Raw genomic sequence first — 22,035 nt, 5'->3', positions numbered from 1 at the left:
GAATGCGCCGGGGATGCGGCGCATTATGACACCGGCGGGCTCAGCGAGGGTGACGCAGGCACTGGTCCAGGCCCAGGCGCCAGTCGGGCAGGGCGACGTCCCAGTCGCGCAGCAGTTTGCCGCCGTCCATCCGCGAGTTGAGCGGGCGTTGGGCAGGCGTGGGATAGGCGCTGCTGGGAATGGGCTCCAGGCTGGCGCAGGGCTTGCCTTCGGCCTTGAGCGTATCGGCTATGGCACTGGCGAAGCCGAACCAGGAGGTCTCGCCGCCGGCGCTGAAATGGTAGGTGCCCCAGGCTTGGCGGCCGTCCTGCCAGCGCTGGATCAATGCGGCGGTGGCCGTGGCGATGCTGCCGGCCCAGGTGGGCGCGCCGATCTGGTCGGCCACCACGCGCAGGTGATCGCGCTCCTGCAGCAGGCGCTGCATGGTGAGCAGGAAGTTGCGGCCGTGCAGGGAGTAGACCCAACTGGTGCGCAGGATCAGGTGCGCAGCGCCGACCGCGCGGATCGCCGCTTCCCCGGCCAGCTTGCTGCGGCCGTAGACGCCCAGCGGGTTGGGCGGGTCGTCCTCGGTGTAGGGTGCGTTCTTGCTGCCGTCGAAGACGTAGTCGGTGGAGTAGTGGATCAGCGGTGCGCCCAGGGCGGCGGCTTCCTCGGCCAGCACGCCGGGGGCGGTGGCGTTGAGGGCGAAGGCGGCCTCGGGCTCGCTTTCGGCCTGGTCCACGGCGGTGTGGGCGGCAGCGTTGATGATCAGTGCGGGGCGCTCGGCGCGTACCAGGCGGCGGATGGCGTCGCTGTCGGCCAGGTCCAGGCGGTCGCGACCGAGGACGAGCAGTTCGGCCTGATCGGCCAGGGCCAGGCGCAGTTCACGGGCGACCTGGCCGCTGTGGCCGGTGATGAGGATCTTCATGGGAATACGTCGGCCTCTTCGAAGCTCAGGCCGGCCTGGTCCTTGGCGGAAAGCTGGGGCGCTTCGCTGAGCTGCCAGTCGATGGCCAGGGTCGGGTCATCCCAGCGGATGCAACGCTCGTGGGCCGGGGCGTAGTAGTCGGTGGTCTTGTAGAGGAACTCGGCGAACTCGCTGAGCACCACGAAGCCATGGGCGAAGCCTTCCGGAACCCAGAGCTGGCGCTTGTTCTCGGCAGACAGGTTCACGGCGACCCAGCGGCCGAAGTTCGGCGAGCTGCGACGCACGTCGACGGCGACGTCGAGCACCTCGCCGGCGGTGACCCGCACCAGCTTCCCCTGGGCCTGTTGCAACTGGTAGTGCAGGCCGCGCAGCACGCCCTTTTGCGAGCGCGAATGGTTGTCCTGGACGAACTCACGCTTGAGGCCGGTGGCCTCTTCGAAGGCACGGGCGTTGAAACTCTCGAAGAAGAAACCGCGCTCATCGCCGAACACGCGGGGTTCGAGAATCAGCACTTCCGGCAGTTCGGTGGCGATGGCCTTCATGCCTGCTCTCCTGCCAGCTTGTAGAGGTATTGGCCGTAGCCGGTCTTGCCGAAAGCCTTGGCCCGCTCCAGCAGCAATGCCTTGTCGATCCAGCCGTTCTGGAAGGCGATCTCTTCCAGGCAGGCGACCTTGAGGCCCTGGCGGTGCTCGATGGTCTGCACGTACTGGGAGGCCTCCAGCAGGCTGTCGTGGGTGCCGGTGTCGAGCCAGGCGAAGCCGCGGCCGAGCTTCTCGACACACAGGTCACCGCGCTTCAGATAGGCGTTGTTGACGTCGGTGATCTCCAGCTCGCCACGGTGGGAAGGCTTCACCGCCTTGGCAATCTCGATCACCTCGTTGTCGTAGAAGTACAGGCCGGTGACGGCATAGCTGGACTTGGGCTTGGCGGGTTTTTCTTCAATGGATGTGGCGCGACCTTGCTCGTCATATTCGACGACGCCAAAGCGCTCCGGGTCTTTGACCCAGTAACCGAAGACGGTCGCGCCTTTCGGATTGCTGGCAGCTTTTTGCAACTGCTCGGTGAAATGCTGGCCATGGAAGATGTTGTCGCCAAGGATCAGGCAGACGGTGTCGTCCCCGATGAACGCCTCGCCGATCAGGAAGGCCTGTGCCAGGCCGTCCGGCGAAGGTTGCTCGGCGTAGCTGAAGCGCACGCCGAACTGGCTGCCGTCACCCAGCAGGTTGCGGTACTGGGGCAGGTCCTGGGGGGTGGATATGATCAGGATCTCGCGGATACCGGCGAGCATCAGCACCGAGATGGGGTAGTAGATCATCGGCTTGTCGTAGATCGGCAGCAGCTGCTTGGACACGCCAAGGGTGATGGGGTGCAGGCGGGTGCCGGAGCCACCGGCGAGGATGATGCCTTTCATGCTTGAGCTCCCAGGCGTTCACGTTGATAGCTGCCGTCCTGTACGCGACGGCACCATTCCAGGTTGTCGAGGTACCACTGCACGGTCTTGCGCAGGCCAGTCTCGAAGGTTTCCTGCGGCGTCCAGCCCAGTTCATGCTTGATCTTGCTCGCGTCGATGGCGTAGCGCAGGTCGTGGCCCGGGCGGTCCTTCACGTGGGTGATCAACTCGTCGAAGCGGGTGATGCCGTCGGGTTTGGCCGGGGCAAGCTCTTCCAGCAGGGCGCAGATGCCGCGCACCACGTCGATGTTCTTCTGCTCGTTATGGCCGCCGATGTTGTAGGTCTCGCCGACCTGGCCACGGGTGACTACTTCAACCAGGGCCCGGGCGTGGTCCTCGACGAACAACCAGTCGCGTACCTGCAGGCCGTCGCCATAGACCGGCAGCGGCTTGCCTTCCAGGGCATTGAGGATCATCAGCGGGATCAGCTTCTCGGGGAAGTGGTAGGGGCCGTAGTTGTTGGAGCAATTGGTCAGCAGCACCGGCAGGCCGTAGGTGCGGTTCCAGGCGCGGACCAGGTGATCGGACGCAGCCTTGCTCGCCGAATAAGGCGAGCTGGGCGCATAGGGCGTGGTCTCGGTGAACAGGTCGTCCACGCCATGTAGGTCGCCATACACCTCGTCGGTTGAGATGTGGTGGAAACGGAAGGCCGCCTTGCGTTCGGTATCCAGCCCCATCCAGTAAGCGCGGGCGCTTTCCAGCAGGGCGTAGGTGCCGACAATATTGGTCTGGATGAACTCGGCCGGGCCATCGATGGAGCGATCGACATGGGACTCGGCGGCCAGGTGCATGATGGCGTCGGGCTGGAAGCGCTGCAGGGCGGCGTTGACGGCGTCGCTGTCGGCGATGTCGGCGTGTAGGAATGTGTATCTGGGATTGTTGGAGATTGACGCTAATGAGTCAAGATTACCAGCATAGGTCAACTTATCGATATTAAGGACGTGATGATTTGTATTGATTAGCAGGTGGCGAATGAGTGCTGAGCCGATGAAGCCGGCACCGCCTGTAATGATGATGCGCATGTTCTAGATCCGGTGGTTAACGTTGTTGGCGTAAGCCACGGATATGGTGGTGGGTTACGCAGGGTCTTCCAAGACTCGTAAGTCTGTACAGTGTCGTACTCAAATAATACGTGTGTTGGCTTGGGGCTTAGAGTTTTCCTAGGCTAATTTGAAAAAACGCGATTGTGAGAGTTTCAATGCCGGCGCTGCCATTAATTATTCTAGCATGTGAACATTGTGATGACTCACATCAATCAGGTCATCTCAGGCCAGAAACGGCTTCGATGCCTTCATCGATTCGCCAGAAGTGTTTGCGCTCGGAGGTAGTCCTCTGGAATGCCAATGTCGATGAAGGTTCCTTCGGTTATGAATACCTCGACTGTTGAATGCTCAATCTCTGGCATCAAGTAATCAGTCTCGATGGAAAAGGGGCGGTTTGGGGAGAAGCCCGCTAATGCATCCGTTGCCAGTACATAGCAACCTGCGTTGATCAATCCTAGCCCCGCAACTCCTTTCTCGGCGAAATTGGCGACCCGCCTTCCTTCTACTACGAGCAGTCGGCCATAGCGTGTGGTATCCGGCACCTGCCGGCCGACTACGATCGGGCATTGCTTCGCTTGCCACTGGCGCTCAAGCAATTCGACCTCAAGATCGAGAAAGGTATCGCCGTTGAAGACAAACACATGATCCTGTGTGCAACTGGTCATGGCTAGCTTCGTTGCCCCACCGGTGCCAAGCGGCGTGTCTTCCACCACATACGCTAAGTCTAGTCCTGCGAACTGCGGACCAAAATGGCCTGATATCTTTTCAGCCATGAAACCCAGAGAGAGAACCACCCGCGAAAAACCTTTTTGCGCGAGCGAACTAAGCAAAGTTTCCAAAAATGGGCGCCCAGCTACAGGAGCCATAGGTTTTGGCACGTCGGCTACAATTTGTCGCAACCGTGTACCGAACCCGCCCGCTAGAACAATCGCTTCCATTAGGAGGGTTCCTTGAACAGTGCACGTTCTACTAGGCCACACAAGATATGGCCCAATACGGCATGGCCTTCTTGGATTTTCGGTGTGTCAGCCGACGGTACGTCCAGATAATAGTCGCATAGTTCCTTCATCGGGCCACCACGATTGCCGCTCATGCCAATGCAGACAACACCGTGGTTCTTCGCCTCTTGCAGCGCGGCAATCACATTAGGTGATTTACCCGAGGTTGAATAGGCAATGAAAATGTCACCCTTTTGCGCATGCGCCTGAACTTGGCGTGCAAAAAGTTTTTCATAGCCATAGTCGTTGCCGATCGCAGTGAGAATTGATGTGTCCGTCGTCAGTGCTATCGCGGGCAACCCCGGCCTGTCAAAAGCAAAACGGCTGACAAACTCCCCTGCAATGTGTTGGGCATCAGCTGCACTGCCACCATTCCCGGCCAGCAATAATTTGTTTTTGCTCTTCATGGCGTGAATGCATGCTTCGGCCGCCGCCTCCAAACGCGCCAGTAACGCCTTATCCGCCAGCATGTTAGACAGCACCTGCTGGGTTTCTCGAATTTGGTCCAAAATGTATTTTTTCATGCAATTCGCCATGCCTGTGTTCCATGTTTTGTGAAGTGGCAATTGCTCACCTGCCCACCAAAGCTATTCAGGGTGCGGATTACATCCATCCGCTTCTCTGTGGGTACAAAGAACCACATGAATCCACCACCACCTGCCCCAGACACTTTTCCTGCTAAAGCGCCTACCTGAATGGCCTTGTCGTAGATTGCATCAATGTGAGAGTTGGACACGGTTTTGGCCGAGCGCTTCTTGTTCTCCCACCCCAGACGCATGGATTCGACCAAGCCTGGAAAGTCCCCACGTAATAAGCACTCCTTCATTGCTAGCGCTTCGCGCTTAATACCATGCATCGCTTCTACAGCGTCTGCAGCACCGAGTTTCACATTACTGCTCTGGTCGGCGATGATATGTGCTGATTCCCGTGATACGCCGGTAAAGTAGAGCACCAGAGACGACTCTAGTTCGCAGATAATCCAGTTTTTGATCCGCAGCGGATTTATAAGGGTGAGTTCATCGGCATGGAACTCCATGAAGTTGAATCCCCCAAACGTCGCCGAGTACTGATCTTGCCGACCTCCTTGTAGCCCACAGTCCACTCGCTCAATCTGGTAGGCCATACGAGCGATGGTGTAGTCGTCCATCGGCAAGTTCAGCAGCTCCACGAATACACGGATCATCGCGACAACGAGCGTGGAGGAAGAGCCCAACCCAGACCCGGCAGGGGCGTCACAGAAAGTACTCAATTCCAACGGGATCGCTTTACCTCCATTGAAATTTCTTATGACGTGGTTGTAGACAGCCTTGTGTAAGTCGAGTTTGCCATCAAGCGGTAGAGGTGCTTTCACTGGTATAACTGTTTCGACACACTGATCGGTAGCGATGAAACGAATCACAGGCTCATTTAATGTTTTGACTACGGCATAAGCGTAGCGGTCGATAGTTGCATTTAATACAAAACCACCGTATAGGTCGCAAAACGGCGACACATCGGTTCCTCCGCCAGCCAAGCCGAGGCGTAGAGGTGCACGAGCGCGGAAAATAGGCATCTTATCTCTCTGGTCAACGATTCAAGGGAATACGGCCCTTGGCGATTTCGCTGCGCCAGTGGTTCAGCAGGTCTTCAAACATTTTTCTAACGGGGATCTCTGGTGTCCATGCGATCGCTGCGCGGATCTTAGTGTTATCGAACATCTGATAGTCGGCGTCGATCGGCCGTAGGCGATCTTGATCGGTTACAACTTTGATGTCGGTGCGAACGCTGAGCCCAAGTAGAATTTCAATGACTTCCGGTAGTTGGAAAGCCTCTTCTCCCGCGATGTTGAAGTAGTCGCCGCAGGCGATCTTGCCTTGTGCGCTCGCTTCGAGCAGAAGGAAGTAGGCTCGAACGGCGTCGCGTGCATCCTGGAACGTGCGAGTGCTGGAGAGATTGCCTACGCGAATCTCTGGTATTTGATATCTGGCCTCAATCAACGCGATCTGTTTTGCTACCGTGCTCTCAAAGAACACGTCGCTGCGCCGAGGTCCGGAGTGTGTACCCATGCGGGTTACGAAGGTACGTAGTCCGTACGCCTCGCCATAGAAACGACCTAGATAGTCCGTGCCGATCTTGCTGATGCTGTAGGGGCTTGCTCCGTGAAATGGCGTATCTTCCGCAAGCGGCATTCCGGGTTTTGCGCGTCCGTAGACTTCACTCGAAGAGCAGATATGCACGACTGGATCGTAACTGTCGGCTTCTTTTTGCTGGCGAACGGCTTCCAGCAAATTCGCTGTACCGATGATATTGGTCTGCAGTGTTTCGATCGGAATGTCGAATGAAGTCTTCGGGTACGACTGCGCCGCCAGATGCGAGATGTAATCCGGTTTAACAACCTTGAGCATGCGTGCAATAGCCGGGTAATCATTCAGGTCAGCGTAGTGCAGGCTTATACGGTCCTTGCGATTAATTCGATCGGTCAAGTGATAGAGATTATCCATCGACTCCTGCCATCGCATCATACCGACGACTTCGTATGGCGTATTCTCAAGTACAAAATCAGCAAACTGCGAGCCCACTTGCCCAGTGATCCCAGTTATCAGTATTTTTTTGGTCATGAAAATCTCGAATTATCTGAAAGCGATGTAAATTCAAATCGGGCTGCTTCATTAAGCGTACGCGGTTGCCGTCCAAGCAGTCTGGCAAAGACCGGTGAGGTCATCGCAATGATTTGGGGCCGGTTTTTAAAGAAGTCTTTGCTGGGCTCTGTAACCTTGAAGCGCAGTTCATAGAGGTGGGCCTCGCGAAGGCACTCGGCGAAATCGACCCGGGAAAGCACCTGTGGTCCGCCAAAGTTAATTATCTGCTCGGGTACTTCATTCCAGCGTGTTGCCAACGCCAATGCGCCCTGAATGACATCTTCGCGGTGAACAATAGCCCGAAAAAAAGGATGGAATAGTTCGGCTTCTTCATTTCGCTCAGTGCACCCAATCAGGTAACGGCTAAACTTATCCTCTTGAGAAAATACGTACGAAAGTCGGATCGTTTTAAATAACTCCATACCCAAGAAGCGCTGCTCTAGTTCGCGCTTCATTTCTGCATATTCGCCGGCCGGAGAGCATGCTGTTGTTTCGTCGAATTCATCTTCGTGCTCACCGTAGACGGTGTCGCTGGAGAAGAATATGACGCGGGCGCCACGATCGATGGCGCTCTGGATGAAGTCCGATGTACCCGTGACATTCACATTCCTCGCTCGATTGTAGTCATGAGCACAAATGTCAGGTGCTGAAATAGCAGCAGTTAGCAGAACAACATCGCCGGAGCGGATCTTGCCGTAGTCAAACCCAGCGGGCGCATCCAAACGAAGCGGCAGAAGGTCTTCCCCGCCCGAGGATGAAGTGCCAATGGTAGAGCCAACCTTGTTTGCATTCGCAAGCAAGGAGGCACCGATATAGCCCGTGGCCCCCACTATGAATAGAGTTGGATTGCTTTTCACTGGCAGACAGCCTCCCTGCTATTGTTTGGTTGCGACGAAAATATACTGCTCGCGTCCAAGATAACCCTGCTCTTCTGACCAGTAGGCAAGGCAGCGGACATTGCTGAAGCCGACGCTGCGAAGCTTATCCAGCATTTGCCATCCAAAGTACCGGAAGCACAATGCGCCGCCTTCTGGGTCGACGGGATTTCCGTGATACTCGGGAGGCATGTGATGTGTAATTGTGCCGTCCTCTTCAAGCGTCGCTCTTATGATATCCGTCGAACTGTCCGCCGAGAACGGCACCGAGAAAATAAGCATGCCGCCTGATCTCAGAACACTAAATAGTGCACCGAACGCGCGATCCGGGTCGGGTACATGCTCAAGTACATCGAAAGACAGTACTCGGTCGAAAGAACCTTCGGCGAAACTCAAGTTCATTACGTCTTCATGACGGATGCCGTCGACTAGGCTGCCGGGCTGATGAGATGGTCCGAAGTATTCACTTCCTTGTATCCCCGGGTAACGCTCAGCAAGCCATTGGTAGGTTTTTGTAAGCCTCTCAGTGATGTAAATCTGGCTGTCTGTCTCGGGTGGAGCATAAGTATGCAGAACGTTGAGCGCTGCTCGCATGCGGTTAACCAATCCGCAATGCTCGCACTGCATGTGTTCCCGCCAATTCGGCATCGGCCTGCCGTCTGGGGTATTACCAGTCGAGTACATGAAGCTCGTAAGGAAGCGGGTATGGGTGCCGCAGGCGCAGCAGAAGCCGGATGTCCTGAAGCCGTCCGAACCATCGGTGGGCAGCAAGGTCTGTTCGCGAAGAACTCTCTGCTGGTAGTCATTCCCCATCTTGGCTGCGTGCTTTTCAAAGGCCTCCCAGCAGTCAAGTTCCACGACGTTATGGATCGCACGCCAGCCATTGGTGACAGCGAATAGAAGATTACGAACGCGCTTCTCAATGACACCTACCGAGTAATTGGCTTGCGCGAATCTGTAGCCTTCAGTGCTCAATATCTCCCAGCGCTCGGCATTCTGATAGGCATCACATACTGCGTTGGCAAACTCTTCTGGAGAGCCGCCTACCAGCACGTTCAGGCCTGCAGTGAGCCTCATGCCTTCGACTGCCATAGGTGTTGCCACGCAGGGAACTCCATAGCAAAGACTGGTACCGATCTTGCCTTTGATGCCAGCGCCGTACCGCAGCGGAGCAATTGTGAGTCGAATGTCAGCGAACATCGGCTCTAGGTCTTTAACGAAACCAAGGATCTCGATTCCGGGAGTTGCGGCGAGTTTCTGGATCTCCTCAGGCGGGTGCGCGCCGACTACTTTGAAGCGGATATCGGGAATTTGGCGCTTTATGATTGGGAAGATCGATTCTGCGAAGTAAAGGACTGCGTCGATATTGGGTTTGTGTGGGAAGCTACCAATGAACAGGATGTCACGGCGCTGATCGTAGCTCTTGGTAGTCCCTGGAATGTCCTTGAATACCACTGGCAAGACGGCCAGTGGAGCCTCTGGCCTATGCTCGCGAACCGTGTACAGTTCGTCATTACTAAGCAAAATAGTTAGGTCGCATTTGTCGATTAGCTCGAGCTCTTGATCGCGCAGGACCAGTGCAGCTTGACGAGCGAGCTCATCATTAGTCAATTCAGCTTGTCGCAACTCACGCAGATAGTGAAGGTCGACGGTATTAAATATCAGCCGAAGATCCGGGGCATATGCTTTGATCGTCTCAAGATAAGGCCATACGACAGGGCCGCGTGCCATGACGCAAACATCGTATTTGGCTGCGTTTTCTTGTAGCCACTCTTTCACAGACTGAATTGCAGGGTACACAATCACATCAATGTTGGCCGCAGTCAGATCTTCGTAATAACCTTCTTCGTACTTGAGCCCACATGGTACAAAAGTGACCTTGTAGCCAATTGAGTCAAAGATCTGCAGAAGTAGCGCTGCTGTAACCGAGGCAGCATCCTGATCGGGTTTGGGGATTGCCCAATCCAAGTACAGGAGTCGCCTCGACTTATCGTCGTGCGTGTCCGTTTGATCTAATCGCGGCATCGGCGGCATGATGGGCGGAGCTCTAAAGCCGCTGAGTTCCACTGCTTTTGTTTTTACGTAGTTCCAGCCGTGTCGTTGATAAGCAGACCATGCACGCACTATAAGCGGTGCCCATCCACCCGATAGACGCCTTGCAATCGGGAATGCCAGACACAACATAGAATAGCGGCGTCGAAGTACCGTAATGACGCCGGGATGAGTATAGTCAACCTCGGCTGCACCCCCAGCGGAGGACACTAATAGAGTTTGCTGAGTTGCTAGATCTAACTCCTTGGGTGTATGGAGATTCACCCCAGCCGCACCGTCCCAGCTATATGCATAGGGGAGGGAGCGGTAAAAAGCATGTCCTTGCTTGTATACCTCCTGCCGGTAGGCGTCGAGCAGCTCGCGTAATACTCCGATGTTGTCGATGGTAACTTGCTGGCTGTGCCTTGAGAAGGTCGTCACGTCATCCAGCTTGTTGCCGCTGAAATGCACAAAACATAGAGGTTTATCATTGGCAAGCCACTGATCGGCTTTTCGAGTAATTTTCCGCTGTGGAAGGTTCCAATATGCGACGTTATACCCTGGGTGATGCAGAATCCGTGTGCCAGGAACAAAAGCTGGGAGTAGATCTGCCCACTTTTGATCAACAAACAAGCCGTCCTCCAGGCGGATGACGCAGTCCTTTTCTAGGCGCCGGCTCCACCACTGAAGGAATGACCGGACCTGTGGTGTATTGCTGAGTGCCAGAAAACCGAGGTTGTAGATTCCGAACTGCAGCATACTTCTATCATGTATCTGATCATGCTCGGCCGGCTGCAGAATATGCGGAGTCATCACTGCCTCTGCGCCATTAGCAAGAAGCTGGTCGACTTCATGCATTCTGTCGACAAAGAAAAGGTCGGGATCGAGGTAGACAACAGACGTGAATTGGAATTTTTCCATCAAACGCAGGAAAGCAAAAGGCTTTACCGCTGTATTGAACTCTGTGATGTTGTAGCGACTCACCATTTCGGAGAGGTTAGGCAGCTCAAGATCCTCAAGGTACATGAACTCGAATGGTTCTTTTGCCGGGTCAAACAGGCCGTCAACTTTGTCGCACAGAACTAGAAAAAACCTAGAGCTAGGATAGTGTGGTCGAATTGATTTGTGCAGTGCTCGTGCATGCGCCAAGAAATTTTTTGAGCAGATAGTGAAGAAAGCGTTAGGCCCTGCTTCAGTTGCTTGATTTTCGCTTCCTTGTTCTATGTAACCAATGTCATTTTTTCTGAACATAACACTTACTTTCCGTAGTGGCGCAGTTAATTTCCAGGATTTACTTTGGCGTATGGCTCGAATAATTGTGTCGCGCTCTACCACTGCTTTACTTAAACTGCCGATCTGTATAATACGCTCTGCCATGGTTTGACTCAAAACATCGCTTTGCTCGTCGCGCTCTACCATGGCTTGATTCAGCTCGTCGATCTGCGCGTTGCGCTTTGTGACGGTTTGACTCAGCTCGTCGATCTGCGCGTTGCGCTTTGTGACGGTTTGACTCAGCTCGTCGATCTGCGCGTGGCGCTCTGTGACGGCTTGATTCAGCTCGTCGATCTGCGCGTTGCACTCTGTGACGGCTTGATTCAGCTCGTCGATCTGCGCGTTGCGCTCTGTGACGGCTTGATTCAGCCCGTCGATCTGCACATTGCGCTCTGCCATGGCTTGGCTCAGGCTTGCAATTTGCTGTTCTCGCGTGATCAGCAACTCCCGCATACGGTAAGCGTCCTCCAGAATGTCCGAGGCGGGCTGTACTAGTTCTTTCGTCGCGGGAAAAGCCTTATGGCGGGACGTCTCCAAATATTTACGTGCCGAGTCTACTAGCACACCATATTGATGAAATATCTCTAAAACCTGATCTTCTATTTTCCTGAAGCCGGCTTTTTCTCTGCTGTCAAAGATGGCGCGGTGTAGTTTTGCGTCGGAAAAATCGACTGATTTTATCCCGATTTCTTCCAGCTTTACGAGGCACTGCGTCCGGTACTCAGCGGATGTACTTAGCTCATCCATATCGATGAATACATCGCAGTATTGTTCGCCACAGACAAAGGAATGCAACCATGAGCCGAAGAAAAGAAAATAGTCTTGCTCCGGAGTAAGAGGGTGCAAAAGGCTGTATGCGATTTTCTCTTGTGTGTTGCCCTCATACAATGGCGGTGCGCCACTTTTCATGAGTACTGCTTTCAGGTGGTCGGGAGTATTGTTTTGCGCATAAATAATGCGTGGTGTGCTGGCGATGTATGGATCAACTTTATATGAGTACCACTGATCCCAAGGGTTGCGCAGCAGAAAGACATTGCTTGACTTGTAATTTTCTTTCAGCCAATCAATTCTACCGGAGGTTCTGGTGCATTGAAGAACTGGGAGTTGGGATGCGCCCTCCTTCAGTATATCTATGTATGTCTTCATATCGGGGGCTTCGTCACCCGAGCTCAAGAAGTAGTAGTCAAAGCTGAATTTTGGGTCGAAGGATCGCTTAATGTCCTGCAGGAGGCTGGCGTATTCGTCAAAATATCCGCCCTCCAAAAAATTATGACGCAAGATCGTTTTTAGCTCTTCCTTCCGGCTCGCCATTTGATCCCATGAATTTGCAAGAGAAGCAATGACCTCATGCATGGGCTCATGATAGATATGAACTTTTCCGGTTCGCTTCAGTGCGTTATAAAAGTAGGTGCTACCGGAGCGAAAAAGCGAATGTACGAAGGTCACAGCCTGTACCTTCGACTCCCTCTCCACACTAGAAATCACGGGGCTTCCTCAGTTACTTCAATTCTTGGATTCAGGTTTACCATGCCGCCCATATTGAAGTCGTCATTTTGGGTGGCCTTGAATATAAGTGCATCCATGCGACGCTGTAGATAGACAAGGCCGTCACTATTGGCCGCTGTGTGAACTCCGCATGTTAGGTAAAAAATCCCCGGGCCAAGGTGATTAGTTAGATGGAACTCTATCCGTAGTTTATCGCCCTCTAGAAATGATCGTTTAGATACAGGATGGGGCTGCGTGTTGGTACCGAAAATACAAACACCTTCTCGGTTAGTGATCATCATTCCGAATACGGGCGTGGTGACCGCTGCAAAAAATGTAACCGTATAAGAGAACACATAAGAGGTGTTTGGGGTTAATATGTTCGTTTGTTGCTGATGCTGGCTCGTGATGGAAATATCGCTAATTTGCGCTCTACCATCTCCATATGTCTTTTCATTGGTCTTAAGCAGGTCTTGGTCTAGCACCGCCTGACTTTGTTCTGATGAGGCAGGCAGTTTTGCCGTCTGCGTCGTTTCTGCGTTTCTGGATGCGCCGAACAGGTCACGTTCATATGAAATGCAGACCTGCTTGGCAGCTCCAAATTCGATAGCGACCCCCCGTGCCAGATACAGGGCTTCGCTGCAGATTTTCTTCACAGTCTCCATATCATGGCTGACGAATAGTAGTGTTACGCCAGCATCACTTAAATCGCTAATCTTCCGCATGCACTTACGTTGAAATGCAGCATCGCCAACTGCAAGCGCCTCATCGATAATTAGAATTTCAGGTGCTACATTGATGGCGACGGCAAAGGCAAGTCGTACCACCATTCCGCTGGAGTATGCTTTGACTGGTTGGTCAATGAAGTCACCGATGTCAGCGAATGAAACAATTTCGTCGAACCGGGTGTTGATCTCATCTTCGGCCAATCCGAGCACTGAGGCATTCATGTATATGTTTTCACGGCCCGTGAACTCTGGGTTAAACCCGGATCCGAGCTCCAGCAAAGCAGCGACACGCCCATTGGTGGTAATACTCCCTATAGTTGGATTGAGCGTGCCGCAGATAATCTGTAGTAGCGTGGATTTACCACTGCCATTACGGCCGACGATACCAACTGTAGCGCCTTTTTTTATCTCGAACGAGATGTCTTTCAGCGCCCAGAACTCGCGGTAGTGTTTTCGAGGTGTGATTCCAAGTAATCGCTCTGCGCGTGGTAATACAAACTGCTTGAGGCGATCGCGCGGAGTCTCGTAGATCTGGTAGCACTTACTCAAGTGTTTAACTTGAATAGCGATATCATTGCTCATGTTGGTGTTGCCCTACTATCGATGCGCTCGAATAACGTATGGAACTACAAAACATCGGAGAATCCTTTGCGGGTCTTCTGAAACCATGCAAAGCCGAGCCAGGATATGGCAATAGTGGTGATCCAATAGATCAGTAGCATCCAGAAGTTTGGAAGTTTACCCCAGTACAAAACATCTCGGCTCATTTCGATAACAGGGGTTAGCGGGTTTAGATAAAGAAGGCGTTGGTAATTTTCTGGTAGGGCGCTAGCGGGGTAGAAAATGGGGCTCAAGAACATTAGCATGGTAACTATAATGCCAATGAACTGAGTTACGTCTCTCAAGAATACACCTATAGAGGCCAAGGCCCAGCTGAGGCCCATTATGAGAAGTGAAAACGGAATGATAATCAGTGGGAATAGTAGGGCGGTGATATGGGGAGCGCCAAATAGAATTGCGTATACTGTAAGCCAAACACTTAAACTTATACATACGTGGTAGAGCGCAGATAGCAGACTTACAAAAGGCAGTATCTCCAAGGGGAAGACTACCTTTTTGACATAGTTGGGATTGGAGAGGATAAGACTCGGGCCGCGGTTGATGCACTCGGCAAACAGATTGAAGACAATCAGACCGGCAAAAAGCAGGAGAGCAAACTCGGTTTTTGAGTCGCCCCCTCCGCTCCAGCGCGCCTTAAACACTTCACTAAAAACAAAAGTATATACCGCTAGCATGCAGAGTGGATTAAAAAAAGACCAGAAAACCCCAAGGGCTGAGCCTCGGTAACGGCCCAGGACTTCGCGCTTGACCGAGGCGTGAATTAGGCTTCTGTTTCGCCAAAGGCTAGCCGCCATTTCAATGGGGGTAGCGGGGAAATTACGCATAAGATAAAAACTCGGCTTCTGTAAAAACTCCGCCATGAAGATCATTGGCAGAAATGGCTGTGAAGCGCTCAGTGAGACAGGGATGAGTCGAGAAACGACTTGCTGGCCATTTATGCGGGCACTTTTCAACAGTGAGATGAGAGGCATTCAAGTAGCCGGCCCTAGGAGCTTTGACCTCCTTGTAGGCGCGAGAGCCCTGCTGCTCCATCGAATACGGCTTGCAGAAGTATGCGCAAAGCAGGGCGGTTGCTTTGAGTTGTACCAGCTTGAGTTCTACCGAACGATCTAGTGTTGGTATAGCTACTACGCCCACGAAAACGTCTTCGTGGTTGATAGGACCTTTCAAAAGTCTATGTCCCTATAGTGTGTTGCAAGAGATTTGTTACGCGCTCGCTCGGGGGAATCCCCTCCTGCTAGCAGTGCAAACCTTCCCATTATTGGCCGATGCATCTAAGCCAAGACCCTCTTCTACTTGGCGCTCGCTCCAGCATTTGTCAATGCTAGAGTGCAGTAGGCTAGTGCTGTCTTTCTCACATCTTTGCCCTACTGCTTGGCTGTCATGCCAATCGGCCGCCTCTTCAGTGGTACCTGTCAATGATACCGTCCCTGCTGCTTGGCTACAATTTTACTACCTGTGATCCCTTTGCGTTGTGGTTGAGAGGGGTGAAAGGTCCCCCAGCCGCTTAGCGCAGCGTGTTTATACTGTCAGCCATTTGCGCTTGGAGCTCCCTAAGCCTAGGTCAGCGAATGGCTGAGGGGAAGAGGTCAGCTTTCAGCACGGGACACTGGGCCGCCTAGCGAACTTGACCGTCGCATCGAGGCCGTCGTCCTGTCGGTCTAAATTAAGCCAGTACGATGTGTATCGCTCAGGTCACGGCCAGAATAATCATAGCCGATACCGAGTGTGTCCTTTTTCGATAGGAGAAAGCCGATGTGCGGTGTCATCTTTTTCTCTGGACTTAGCCCTAAGTTAGCACGGTCCTATTTAACTTATAAACATCGGTTACTTCATTCTATGATTTTTCTGTTCTTCGGTAGGTCAGGCGCTGAGGTCCGGCCAGAAGCTTGGTGATAAAACAAACGTTGAGAACAGTGCGCTCCTCGAGTTGGGGTAGTCTCGCAGGAAGTGCGAAATGGGGAATATATGGGGCGGCCTGGGATTAATGACAATGTACCGACGTAACTAATACGCCCCAGTGGAATGTGCGCGGCAGAAAATTTCTTGGGCGTCGAGAGGCGCGTGCGAAACAAATGCCGGAGTGTGATTGGGGAGTCTGCTTCTTTTGGGGGGGGGGGCTGAATGAAGTAGTCAGTAGTAGGTCTAGCCGAGTTGCATGTTTCTGGATCTTCGACCACCTAGATAGCTCGAGATTACTTCAAAAAGAGCTTTTGGCCTCTGGGTTTTGTTAATCCCGTCAAGTAGTCCGCCCGAAATATTTTTACTTATTGCGGTGGGGAGGTGTGCGACTATTCGACTCGAGACTCTTCAGTTTTTAGATGTTACTGTGTTCGGATTTTCAGGCTAAAGCCCTAGCACGATATGAGTGGTCTCTATAATTTATCTGTTTCAGCATCAGGCATCTGCAGCAGAAATAATCTGTATGCAGGATGAAATCAGTACCCACTAATTTTTAGTGCCGCTCTCAAGGTCGAGACGCAAATATAATGCTATATAAGTTACTAGGGTCAGCGTCAGTCTCTAGCGATACCATCTTTGAGTAGTATTTCTGGTTGAATTGATATGCGACAAGTCAGTAGTCAAGTACGGGGTACATTTCTGCCCAATTGAGCGGGCATACTGATTGGCACGTTGCTCGATGTGGAGCCGTGCATCCCTTACCGTTGCTCAGCTCAAGCTAATCCTTCAGTGGTGAAGGCAGCTATGTCTACTAAATTCGGTTGAGGAGGCGACTCAGAGACCGATGCGCGCTCAGCTAGCTCTGGAAGCAGTAGGGCAGGAAATTCATGTCTAGTCCTGAAATAGGTTTACACCTTTCAGGCCAAGCTCCATACCTCAAAGCGCCCGATGCACCGCATCGGGCGTTTTGTATTTTAGAGCCAGGTGAGGCCGCTCCCGGTTATAGATATCGACGGCTTCGCGCACCATGCGACGCGCCTGTCCGAGGCCGGTGGGAGGGTGCTCCAGCAACTCGTTCTTCAGGATGCCGTTGACGCGCTCAGCCAGCGCATTCTGGTAACAGTCGTAACCATCGGTCATCGAGCAGGTTGCCCCGTGCTGCACGTGCAGGCGTTGGTACAGCTCCGAGCAGTACTGGATGCCTCGGTCGGAGTGATGCACCAGGGGGGTCCGCGTCGTGCGGTACCGCAGCGCCTGGCTGTAGGCCCGGGCCACCGACTCGGCATGCAGGCTGTCGTGGACGTGATGGCCGACGATCTTGCGCGAATAGGCATCGGTGACCAGGCTCAGGTACAGCGGACCGCTCTGGCTCGGCAGATAGGTAATGTCCGCCACCCATACCTGCTCCGGGGCGCAGGGCAACACCTGCTGCAGCCCTGGCTTGAGCAGATTCGGATGACGATAGAACCGGTGAAAGCTATGGGTGGTCTTGTGGTACGCCCGCTTGGGTTTGACCAGCAGGCGATGCTCCGCCAGCACCCTAAACAGGCGATCCCGGCCCACATGGAACGCGATCCTGGCCTGATCCTGCAGCAAAAAATGCAACTTGCGCGCCCCCAGACGGGGCTGCCGCATCCGTACCTCACGCACGACCTGGGCAATCAGCGAATCTTGCTCGGAACGCTGGTCCGCCGAGTGGTTACGCTGGTAATAGGCTTGGCGACTCAAGCCCATGAACTGGCAAGCCCTGCTAACGCTCAGCGCTAGGATTTGCCCTTGCGTGAGGACTTGCCGGGACGCTTTTTTACAACGGATACGCCGTAGTCGTTCTTCAGTACGTTCACGACCGCTTCGAAGAACTGGGCCTTCTGGCTCATGACTTCCAGCTGCTGCTCCAGCTCCTTGATGCGCTGCTCCGGCGTCAGTGGCAGGTTGGGTTCGGACATCGGCTTGCTCCTGGCGGATCGAATGGAGGCTCCCTGACTCCAGTCCTGCCGACCATGCTTGCGTAACCACACCAGCACCGTCGAGCGGCCCTGGATGCCGTAGCGAGCCTGAGCCTCCTTGTAGCTCATTTCGCCTTTTTCGACCTGATCGACCACTGCCAGTTTAAAAGCCTGCGTGTAATCACGCTGACTGCGACGGATACCTTCTGCCATCGGGGCTCTCCTGAAATAAGGGCGAAGGTGTAAACCTTATTCAGGACGGGACATCATGCACAAAAAAGCCCCGCATCACTGCGGGGCTTTTTCATGTTTGGTGCCGGCACCAGGAGTCGAACCCGGGACCTACTGATTACAAGTCAGTTGCTCTACCAGCTGAGCTATACCGGCAAGGGGCGGCCATTATAGCGATTGGTTGAGCCGAGTAAACCACCTGTTGCTGCCGCTCAGAATCAGAATGCGCATGCTTATGCACAAGTGAGTGGTTTTTGGCACGAAAGTACTCGTGAACTGTGATCTGGGTCGCGGAATGGCGTAACTGGCTGTTTTTCTGATGATTTATTTTTTGCTCAAAAAGCGATCAATTCTCAGCAGGCCTTGCCCGGATGGGCGTTCGGGCAGTTGCTCATCATTCATCAACAAAGTTATCCACAGGTTCTGTGGGCAAATCGCTGCGCTCCGCGAGTAGCAGGAGGTTGCGGGGGGTGAGGCGGTGTTCGCAGAAGCGGCCGGCCTGCACCCGGTAGCCGCGTTCCTGAAGGAGCAGGGCGCGGTCGAGCAGCAGCCAGATTTCCAGGGGGCGGCGGTAGAGGGCGCGCAGCAGCTCCAGGTTGCGTACCTGGGCCAGGCGTTGCCAGCCCCGGGCCTCCAGCCTGGCCCAGTCGCGCGGAGCAGGCGCAGCCAGGCCCTTGAGCTGGGCGAGGTCGTGGCAGTAGCGCTCGAGGGTTTTTTCCAGCCAGCTCACCGGTAACGAGGGTGTGGGCAGGTACTGGTCGAGGCCGCGTTGTTCCCGCTGCAGCAGGTCGAAGGCCAGGCGCCTGGCCATGGACTGGTCGCGTTGGCGGCGGACGCGCGCACCGGCGGTGACGGTTTCGCTCTGTACCAGGCGCAGGTCCCGCCGATCCGGGCGCAGGGTGGAGCGTTGCGCGGCGGTGGAGAGGGGCTGGTAGTGCTGTTCTGTGATGCGGTTGTAGCAGCAGGGGGCGATGGCGAGTTGTCCACAGCCCTGGTCAGTGGCCAGTTGCAGCAGGCGCACGTGCAGGTCGCCGCAGGCGTGCAGGGCGATGGTGGTGTGTTCGGGATGCAGCTGCGTTGCCGCGTCGACAGCCAGCACATCTTGTAGGCGGTGCGAGGCCGCGAGACCGAGCCGGTCGCTGAGGCGTTGGCCGTCTTCCACCAGCAGCGGATCGAACTCCAGGCAGGTGAGTGCGGCGTCGGGGTGCGCCAAGGTGCGCCCAAGGTGGCCTTTGCCGGCGCACCAGTCGAGCCAGTGGCTGGGTTTGTGAGTGAACCGCAGGCTGCCGGCGAAGGCCTGGATCTGCTGCCATTTGCGACCGGGCACGTCGAGACAGAGGGCTGCTGGCCACTGGCGCTCGAGGGCGTTATCGAATGCGCCGGTGTCGGCCAGCTCGTGGGAGCGGGCCGCCAGTTCAGGGAAGGGCGCGGGGGCATCAGGCAGGTGCAGCAGGCCGTGGCTCGCTTCCGCCTGCTCCAGGCTGCGGCCGCGTAGCCAGCGGGCCAGTTCGGGCAGCTCGTCTTCCCAGCCCAGGCGCAACTCGGTGAAGGGTTCCGGGTGCCACAGCGGGTAGCCCTGGCTGAGGAACTCATCCAGCGCTGCGAAGCGTTCGAGCAGCAGGGGGCCCTGAAGGGGCGCGGGGCTTGGCATGGAGTGTGGAAGGAGAAAGACGATCGGGCCCGCAGTATAGCGCTGCCCCTTGTGGCGAGGGGCAGCGGGCGGTCAGCGGCCTTGGCAGGCGTCGACCCGTAGCCAGCGTTCCAGCAGGCGGAAGGCACGGATGAGCACGAAGGCGATCACCAGGTAGAAGACCCCGGCGACGAAGAAGAACTCTGGTGCCATATAGGTGCGGGCAATGATGGTACGAGCCATGCCGGTGAGTTCCAGCAGGGTCACGGTGCTGGCCAGGGCGCTGGCCTTGAGCATCAGGATCACTTCGTTGCTGTAGGCCGGCAGGCCGATGCGCGCCGCACGCGGCAGGATGATGTGCACCAGGGTCTTGAATTGCGACATGCCCAATGCCCGCGCCGCTTCGATCTCGCCCGGCGGGATGGCCTGGATGGCCCCGCGGATGATCTCGGCGATATAGGCCGCCGTATGCAGGATCATGGTGATGACGGCACACCAGAACGGGTCGCGCAGGTAGGGCCAGAGCGGGCCCTTGCGCACCAGGTCGAACTGGGCGAGGCCGTAGTAGACCAGGAACAGCTGTACCAGCAGCGGCGTGCCGCGGAAGAAGAAGATATAGCCGTAGGGCAGTGCGCGCACGTACCAGTGGCGGGAGGCCCGGGCGATGCCCATGGGCAGGGCGAGAATCAGCCCGGCGACCACGGCGATAGCCACCAGTTCCAGGGTCAGCAGTGCCCCGTCGAACAGGCGCGGCAGGTACTTGATGATGACGTCCCAGTTCATGCCGCGCTCCTTTTGAAGCCGCGTCCGGCACGTTTTTCCAGCCAGTGCAGACCAATCATCGCGAGGATGGTCAGGCCCAGGTAGATGAAGGCCGCCACCAGGTAGAAGGTGAAGGGCTCCTTGCTGGCGGTCACGGCGATCTGCGAGCGACGCATGATTTCCTCAAGGCCGATCACCGAGACCAGTGCGGTGTCCTTCATCAGGATCATGAACAGGTTGCCAAGGCCCGGCAGGGCGATGCGCCACATCTGCGGCAGGATCAGGCGCCAGAGGATGCGCGAGCCGGAAAGGCCCAGCGCCAGGCCGGCCTCACGGTGCCCTTTGGGGATGGCCAGGATGGCGCCGCGGAACACCTCGGTGGCGTAGGCGCCGAAGCACAGGCCGAGGGCAATGGTGCCGGCGGCGAAGGCCGACAGCTCCAGGCCAGGCAAGTTGAGTTCTTCGCCAATGGCCAGCATGAGGTTCACGGTGCCGAAATACATCAGCAGGACCCAGAGCAATTCGGGCACACCGCGCACGATGGTGGAGTAGGCCCCGCCAAGCCACTGCAGAGGCTTCATGGGGGAAGTCTTGGCCAGCGCACCGAGCAGGCCCAGCACCAGACCGAGCGACAGCGCTGAAAGCGCCAGCTTGATGGTCATCAGGGTGCCGGCCGCCAGGGCGGGGCCGAATCCGTAGAGGTCGAGGTTCATCTGCAAGGCTACTGCTGGGGACCGGCGCCGCGTGGGCGGCGCCGGTCAGGCGGGCATCAATAGATGCTGAAAGGGAAGTACTTGTCGTTGATCTTCTTATAGGTGCCGTCAGCGACGATTTCCTTCAGTGCGGCATTCAGCTTCTCGCGCAGCGGGTCGCCCTTGCGCACGGCGATGGCGATCTTGTCGTTGTCGAACACCGGCTCGCCCTTGAATTCGAAGCCCTTGCCGGCGTCGCTCTTCAGCCATTCCCAGTTGACGAACTTGTCGGCCAGGACGCCGTCGAGGCGGCCGGAGGACAGGTCCAGGTAGGCGTTTTCCTGGGTGTCGTAGAGCTTGATGTCGACCACGTCGGCCATGTTGTCTTCGAGCCAGGTGCCGGCGATGGTGGCGCGCTGGGCACCGATGACCTTGCCTTTCAGGCTGGCCTTGTCGGTCTTGAAGTCAGCGTCCTTGGGAGCGATGAACTGCAGCTTGTTGGTGTAGTAGGCGTCGGTGAAGTCGACGGCCAGCTTGCGCTCTTCGGTGATCGACATGGACGCGGCGAGGAAGTCGAATTTCTTGGCGTTCAGGGCCGGGATGATGCCGTCCCAATCGGAGGTGACCACTTCGCATTCGGCCTTCATCTTGGCGCAGAGGGCCTGGGCGATCTCGACGTCGAAGCCGCCGACCTGGCCGCTGGCGTCGATCAGGTTGAAGGGTGGGTAGGCGCCTTCGGTACCGATCTTCAGTTTATCGGCGGCGACGGCACTGGTCCCGAAGGCCAGGGTGGCGGCAGCGGCCAGCAGGATCTTCTTGTAGTTCTTCATGCGATGTTGCTCCG

At 55.6% G+C, this 22,035-nt stretch carries 17 protein-coding genes and 1 tRNA gene; all 18 read right to left on the bottom strand.

Annotation, left to right across the window (positions count from 1 at the left end):
* Positions 1-40 precede the first annotated feature (40 nt).
* The 18 genes from rfbD to ACXI0U_RS21970 all read right to left on the bottom strand — a co-directional run bounded on the left by rfbD (position 41) and on the right by ACXI0U_RS21970 (position 22,021).
* Complete coding sequence (gene rfbD / locus ACXI0U_RS22055) at positions 41-907, bottom strand: dTDP-4-dehydrorhamnose reductase (protein ID WP_423727772.1); 867 nt, start codon at positions 905-907, stop codon at positions 41-43.
* Complete coding sequence (gene rfbC, locus ACXI0U_RS22050; protein WP_431482883.1) at positions 904-1,449, bottom strand: dTDP-4-dehydrorhamnose 3,5-epimerase; 546 nt, start codon at positions 1,447-1,449, stop codon at positions 904-906. Before rfbC ends, rfbD begins: the two co-directional genes overlap by 4 nt.
* Positions 1,446-2,318, bottom strand: a complete 873-nt coding sequence (rfbA, locus tag ACXI0U_RS22045) for a glucose-1-phosphate thymidylyltransferase RfbA (RefSeq protein WP_431482882.1) — start codon at positions 2,316-2,318, stop codon at positions 1,446-1,448. The genes rfbC and rfbA overlap by 4 nt, the downstream gene beginning before the upstream one ends.
* Positions 2,315-3,379, bottom strand: a complete 1,065-nt coding sequence (gene rfbB / locus ACXI0U_RS22040; protein ID WP_431482881.1) for a dTDP-glucose 4,6-dehydratase — start codon at positions 3,377-3,379, stop codon at positions 2,315-2,317. Before rfbB ends, rfbA begins: the two co-directional genes overlap by 4 nt.
* 269 nt (positions 3,380-3,648) lie before the next feature.
* The gene (locus tag ACXI0U_RS22035; protein WP_431482880.1) at positions 3,649-4,338 is read right to left on the bottom strand and encodes a nucleotidyltransferase family protein; all 690 of its coding nucleotides are present in this window, start codon (positions 4,336-4,338) and stop codon (positions 3,649-3,651) included.
* Positions 4,338-4,922 carry a D-sedoheptulose 7-phosphate isomerase gene (locus ACXI0U_RS22030; RefSeq protein WP_431482879.1) on the bottom strand — a complete coding sequence of 195 codons (585 nt, stop codon included), beginning with the start codon at positions 4,920-4,922 and terminating at the stop codon, positions 4,338-4,340. The genes ACXI0U_RS22035 and ACXI0U_RS22030 overlap by 1 nt, the downstream gene beginning before the upstream one ends.
* A complete protein-coding gene (locus ACXI0U_RS22025) occupies positions 4,919-5,950 on the bottom strand; it encodes a GHMP family kinase ATP-binding protein (RefSeq protein ID WP_431482878.1) in 1,032 nt (343 codons plus the stop codon). Before ACXI0U_RS22025 ends, ACXI0U_RS22030 begins: the two co-directional genes overlap by 4 nt.
* A 13-nt stretch (positions 5,951-5,963) precedes the next feature.
* Positions 5,964-6,995 (bottom strand): GDP-mannose 4,6-dehydratase, encoded by a 1,032-nt coding sequence (locus ACXI0U_RS22020; RefSeq protein ID WP_431482877.1) that lies wholly within the window; start codon positions 6,993-6,995, stop codon positions 5,964-5,966.
* Positions 6,992-7,873 (bottom strand): NAD-dependent epimerase/dehydratase family protein, encoded by an 882-nt coding sequence (locus tag ACXI0U_RS22015; RefSeq protein ID WP_431482876.1) that lies wholly within the window; start codon positions 7,871-7,873, stop codon positions 6,992-6,994. Before ACXI0U_RS22015 ends, ACXI0U_RS22020 begins: the two co-directional genes overlap by 4 nt.
* Positions 7,874-7,891: 18 nt before the next feature.
* Positions 7,892-12,640 (bottom strand): glycosyltransferase, encoded by a 4,749-nt coding sequence (locus ACXI0U_RS22010; protein WP_479550801.1) that lies wholly within the window; start codon positions 12,638-12,640, stop codon positions 7,892-7,894.
* Positions 12,641-12,675: 35 nt separating this feature from the next.
* Positions 12,676-13,989, bottom strand: coding sequence for an ABC transporter ATP-binding protein (locus tag ACXI0U_RS22005; RefSeq protein WP_431482874.1), 1,314 nt, complete (start codon positions 13,987-13,989; stop codon positions 12,676-12,678).
* A 44-nt stretch (positions 13,990-14,033) separates the two neighbouring features.
* Positions 14,034-14,852 (bottom strand): ABC transporter permease, encoded by an 819-nt coding sequence (locus tag ACXI0U_RS22000; protein WP_479551112.1) that lies wholly within the window; start codon positions 14,850-14,852, stop codon positions 14,034-14,036.
* A gap of 2,014 nt (positions 14,853-16,866) precedes the next feature.
* A protein-coding gene (locus ACXI0U_RS21995) for an IS3 family transposase (RefSeq protein WP_431484071.1) occupies positions 16,867-18,089 on the bottom strand; the annotation gives its coding sequence in 2 pieces (ribosomal slippage) (positions 16,867-17,738 and positions 17,738-18,089; 1,224 coding nt in all).
* Between the two features lie 98 nt (positions 18,090-18,187).
* Positions 18,188-18,263, bottom strand: a tRNA-Thr gene (locus ACXI0U_RS21990).
* Between the two features lie 238 nt (positions 18,264-18,501).
* The gene (locus ACXI0U_RS21985) at positions 18,502-19,758 is read right to left on the bottom strand and encodes a methyltransferase (protein ID WP_431482873.1); all 1,257 of its coding nucleotides are present in this window, start codon (positions 19,756-19,758) and stop codon (positions 18,502-18,504) included.
* Positions 19,759-19,830: 72 nt separating this feature from the next.
* Positions 19,831-20,520 (bottom strand): ABC transporter permease, encoded by a 690-nt coding sequence (locus tag ACXI0U_RS21980; protein ID WP_021218647.1) that lies wholly within the window; start codon positions 20,518-20,520, stop codon positions 19,831-19,833.
* Complete coding sequence (locus tag ACXI0U_RS21975; protein WP_021218648.1) at positions 20,517-21,212, bottom strand: ABC transporter permease; 696 nt, start codon at positions 21,210-21,212, stop codon at positions 20,517-20,519. The genes ACXI0U_RS21980 and ACXI0U_RS21975 overlap by 4 nt, the downstream gene beginning before the upstream one ends.
* Before the next feature lie 56 nt (positions 21,213-21,268).
* Complete coding sequence (locus ACXI0U_RS21970; RefSeq protein ID WP_431482872.1) at positions 21,269-22,021, bottom strand: ABC transporter substrate-binding protein; 753 nt, start codon at positions 22,019-22,021, stop codon at positions 21,269-21,271.
* Positions 22,022-22,035: the final 14 nt, after the last annotated feature.

The organism is Pseudomonas sp. C9D1 (genome assembly GCF_056491235.1).
Note: the sequence above shows the minus strand (reverse complement) of the source record. Positions and strands in the feature narration are given on the sequence as shown.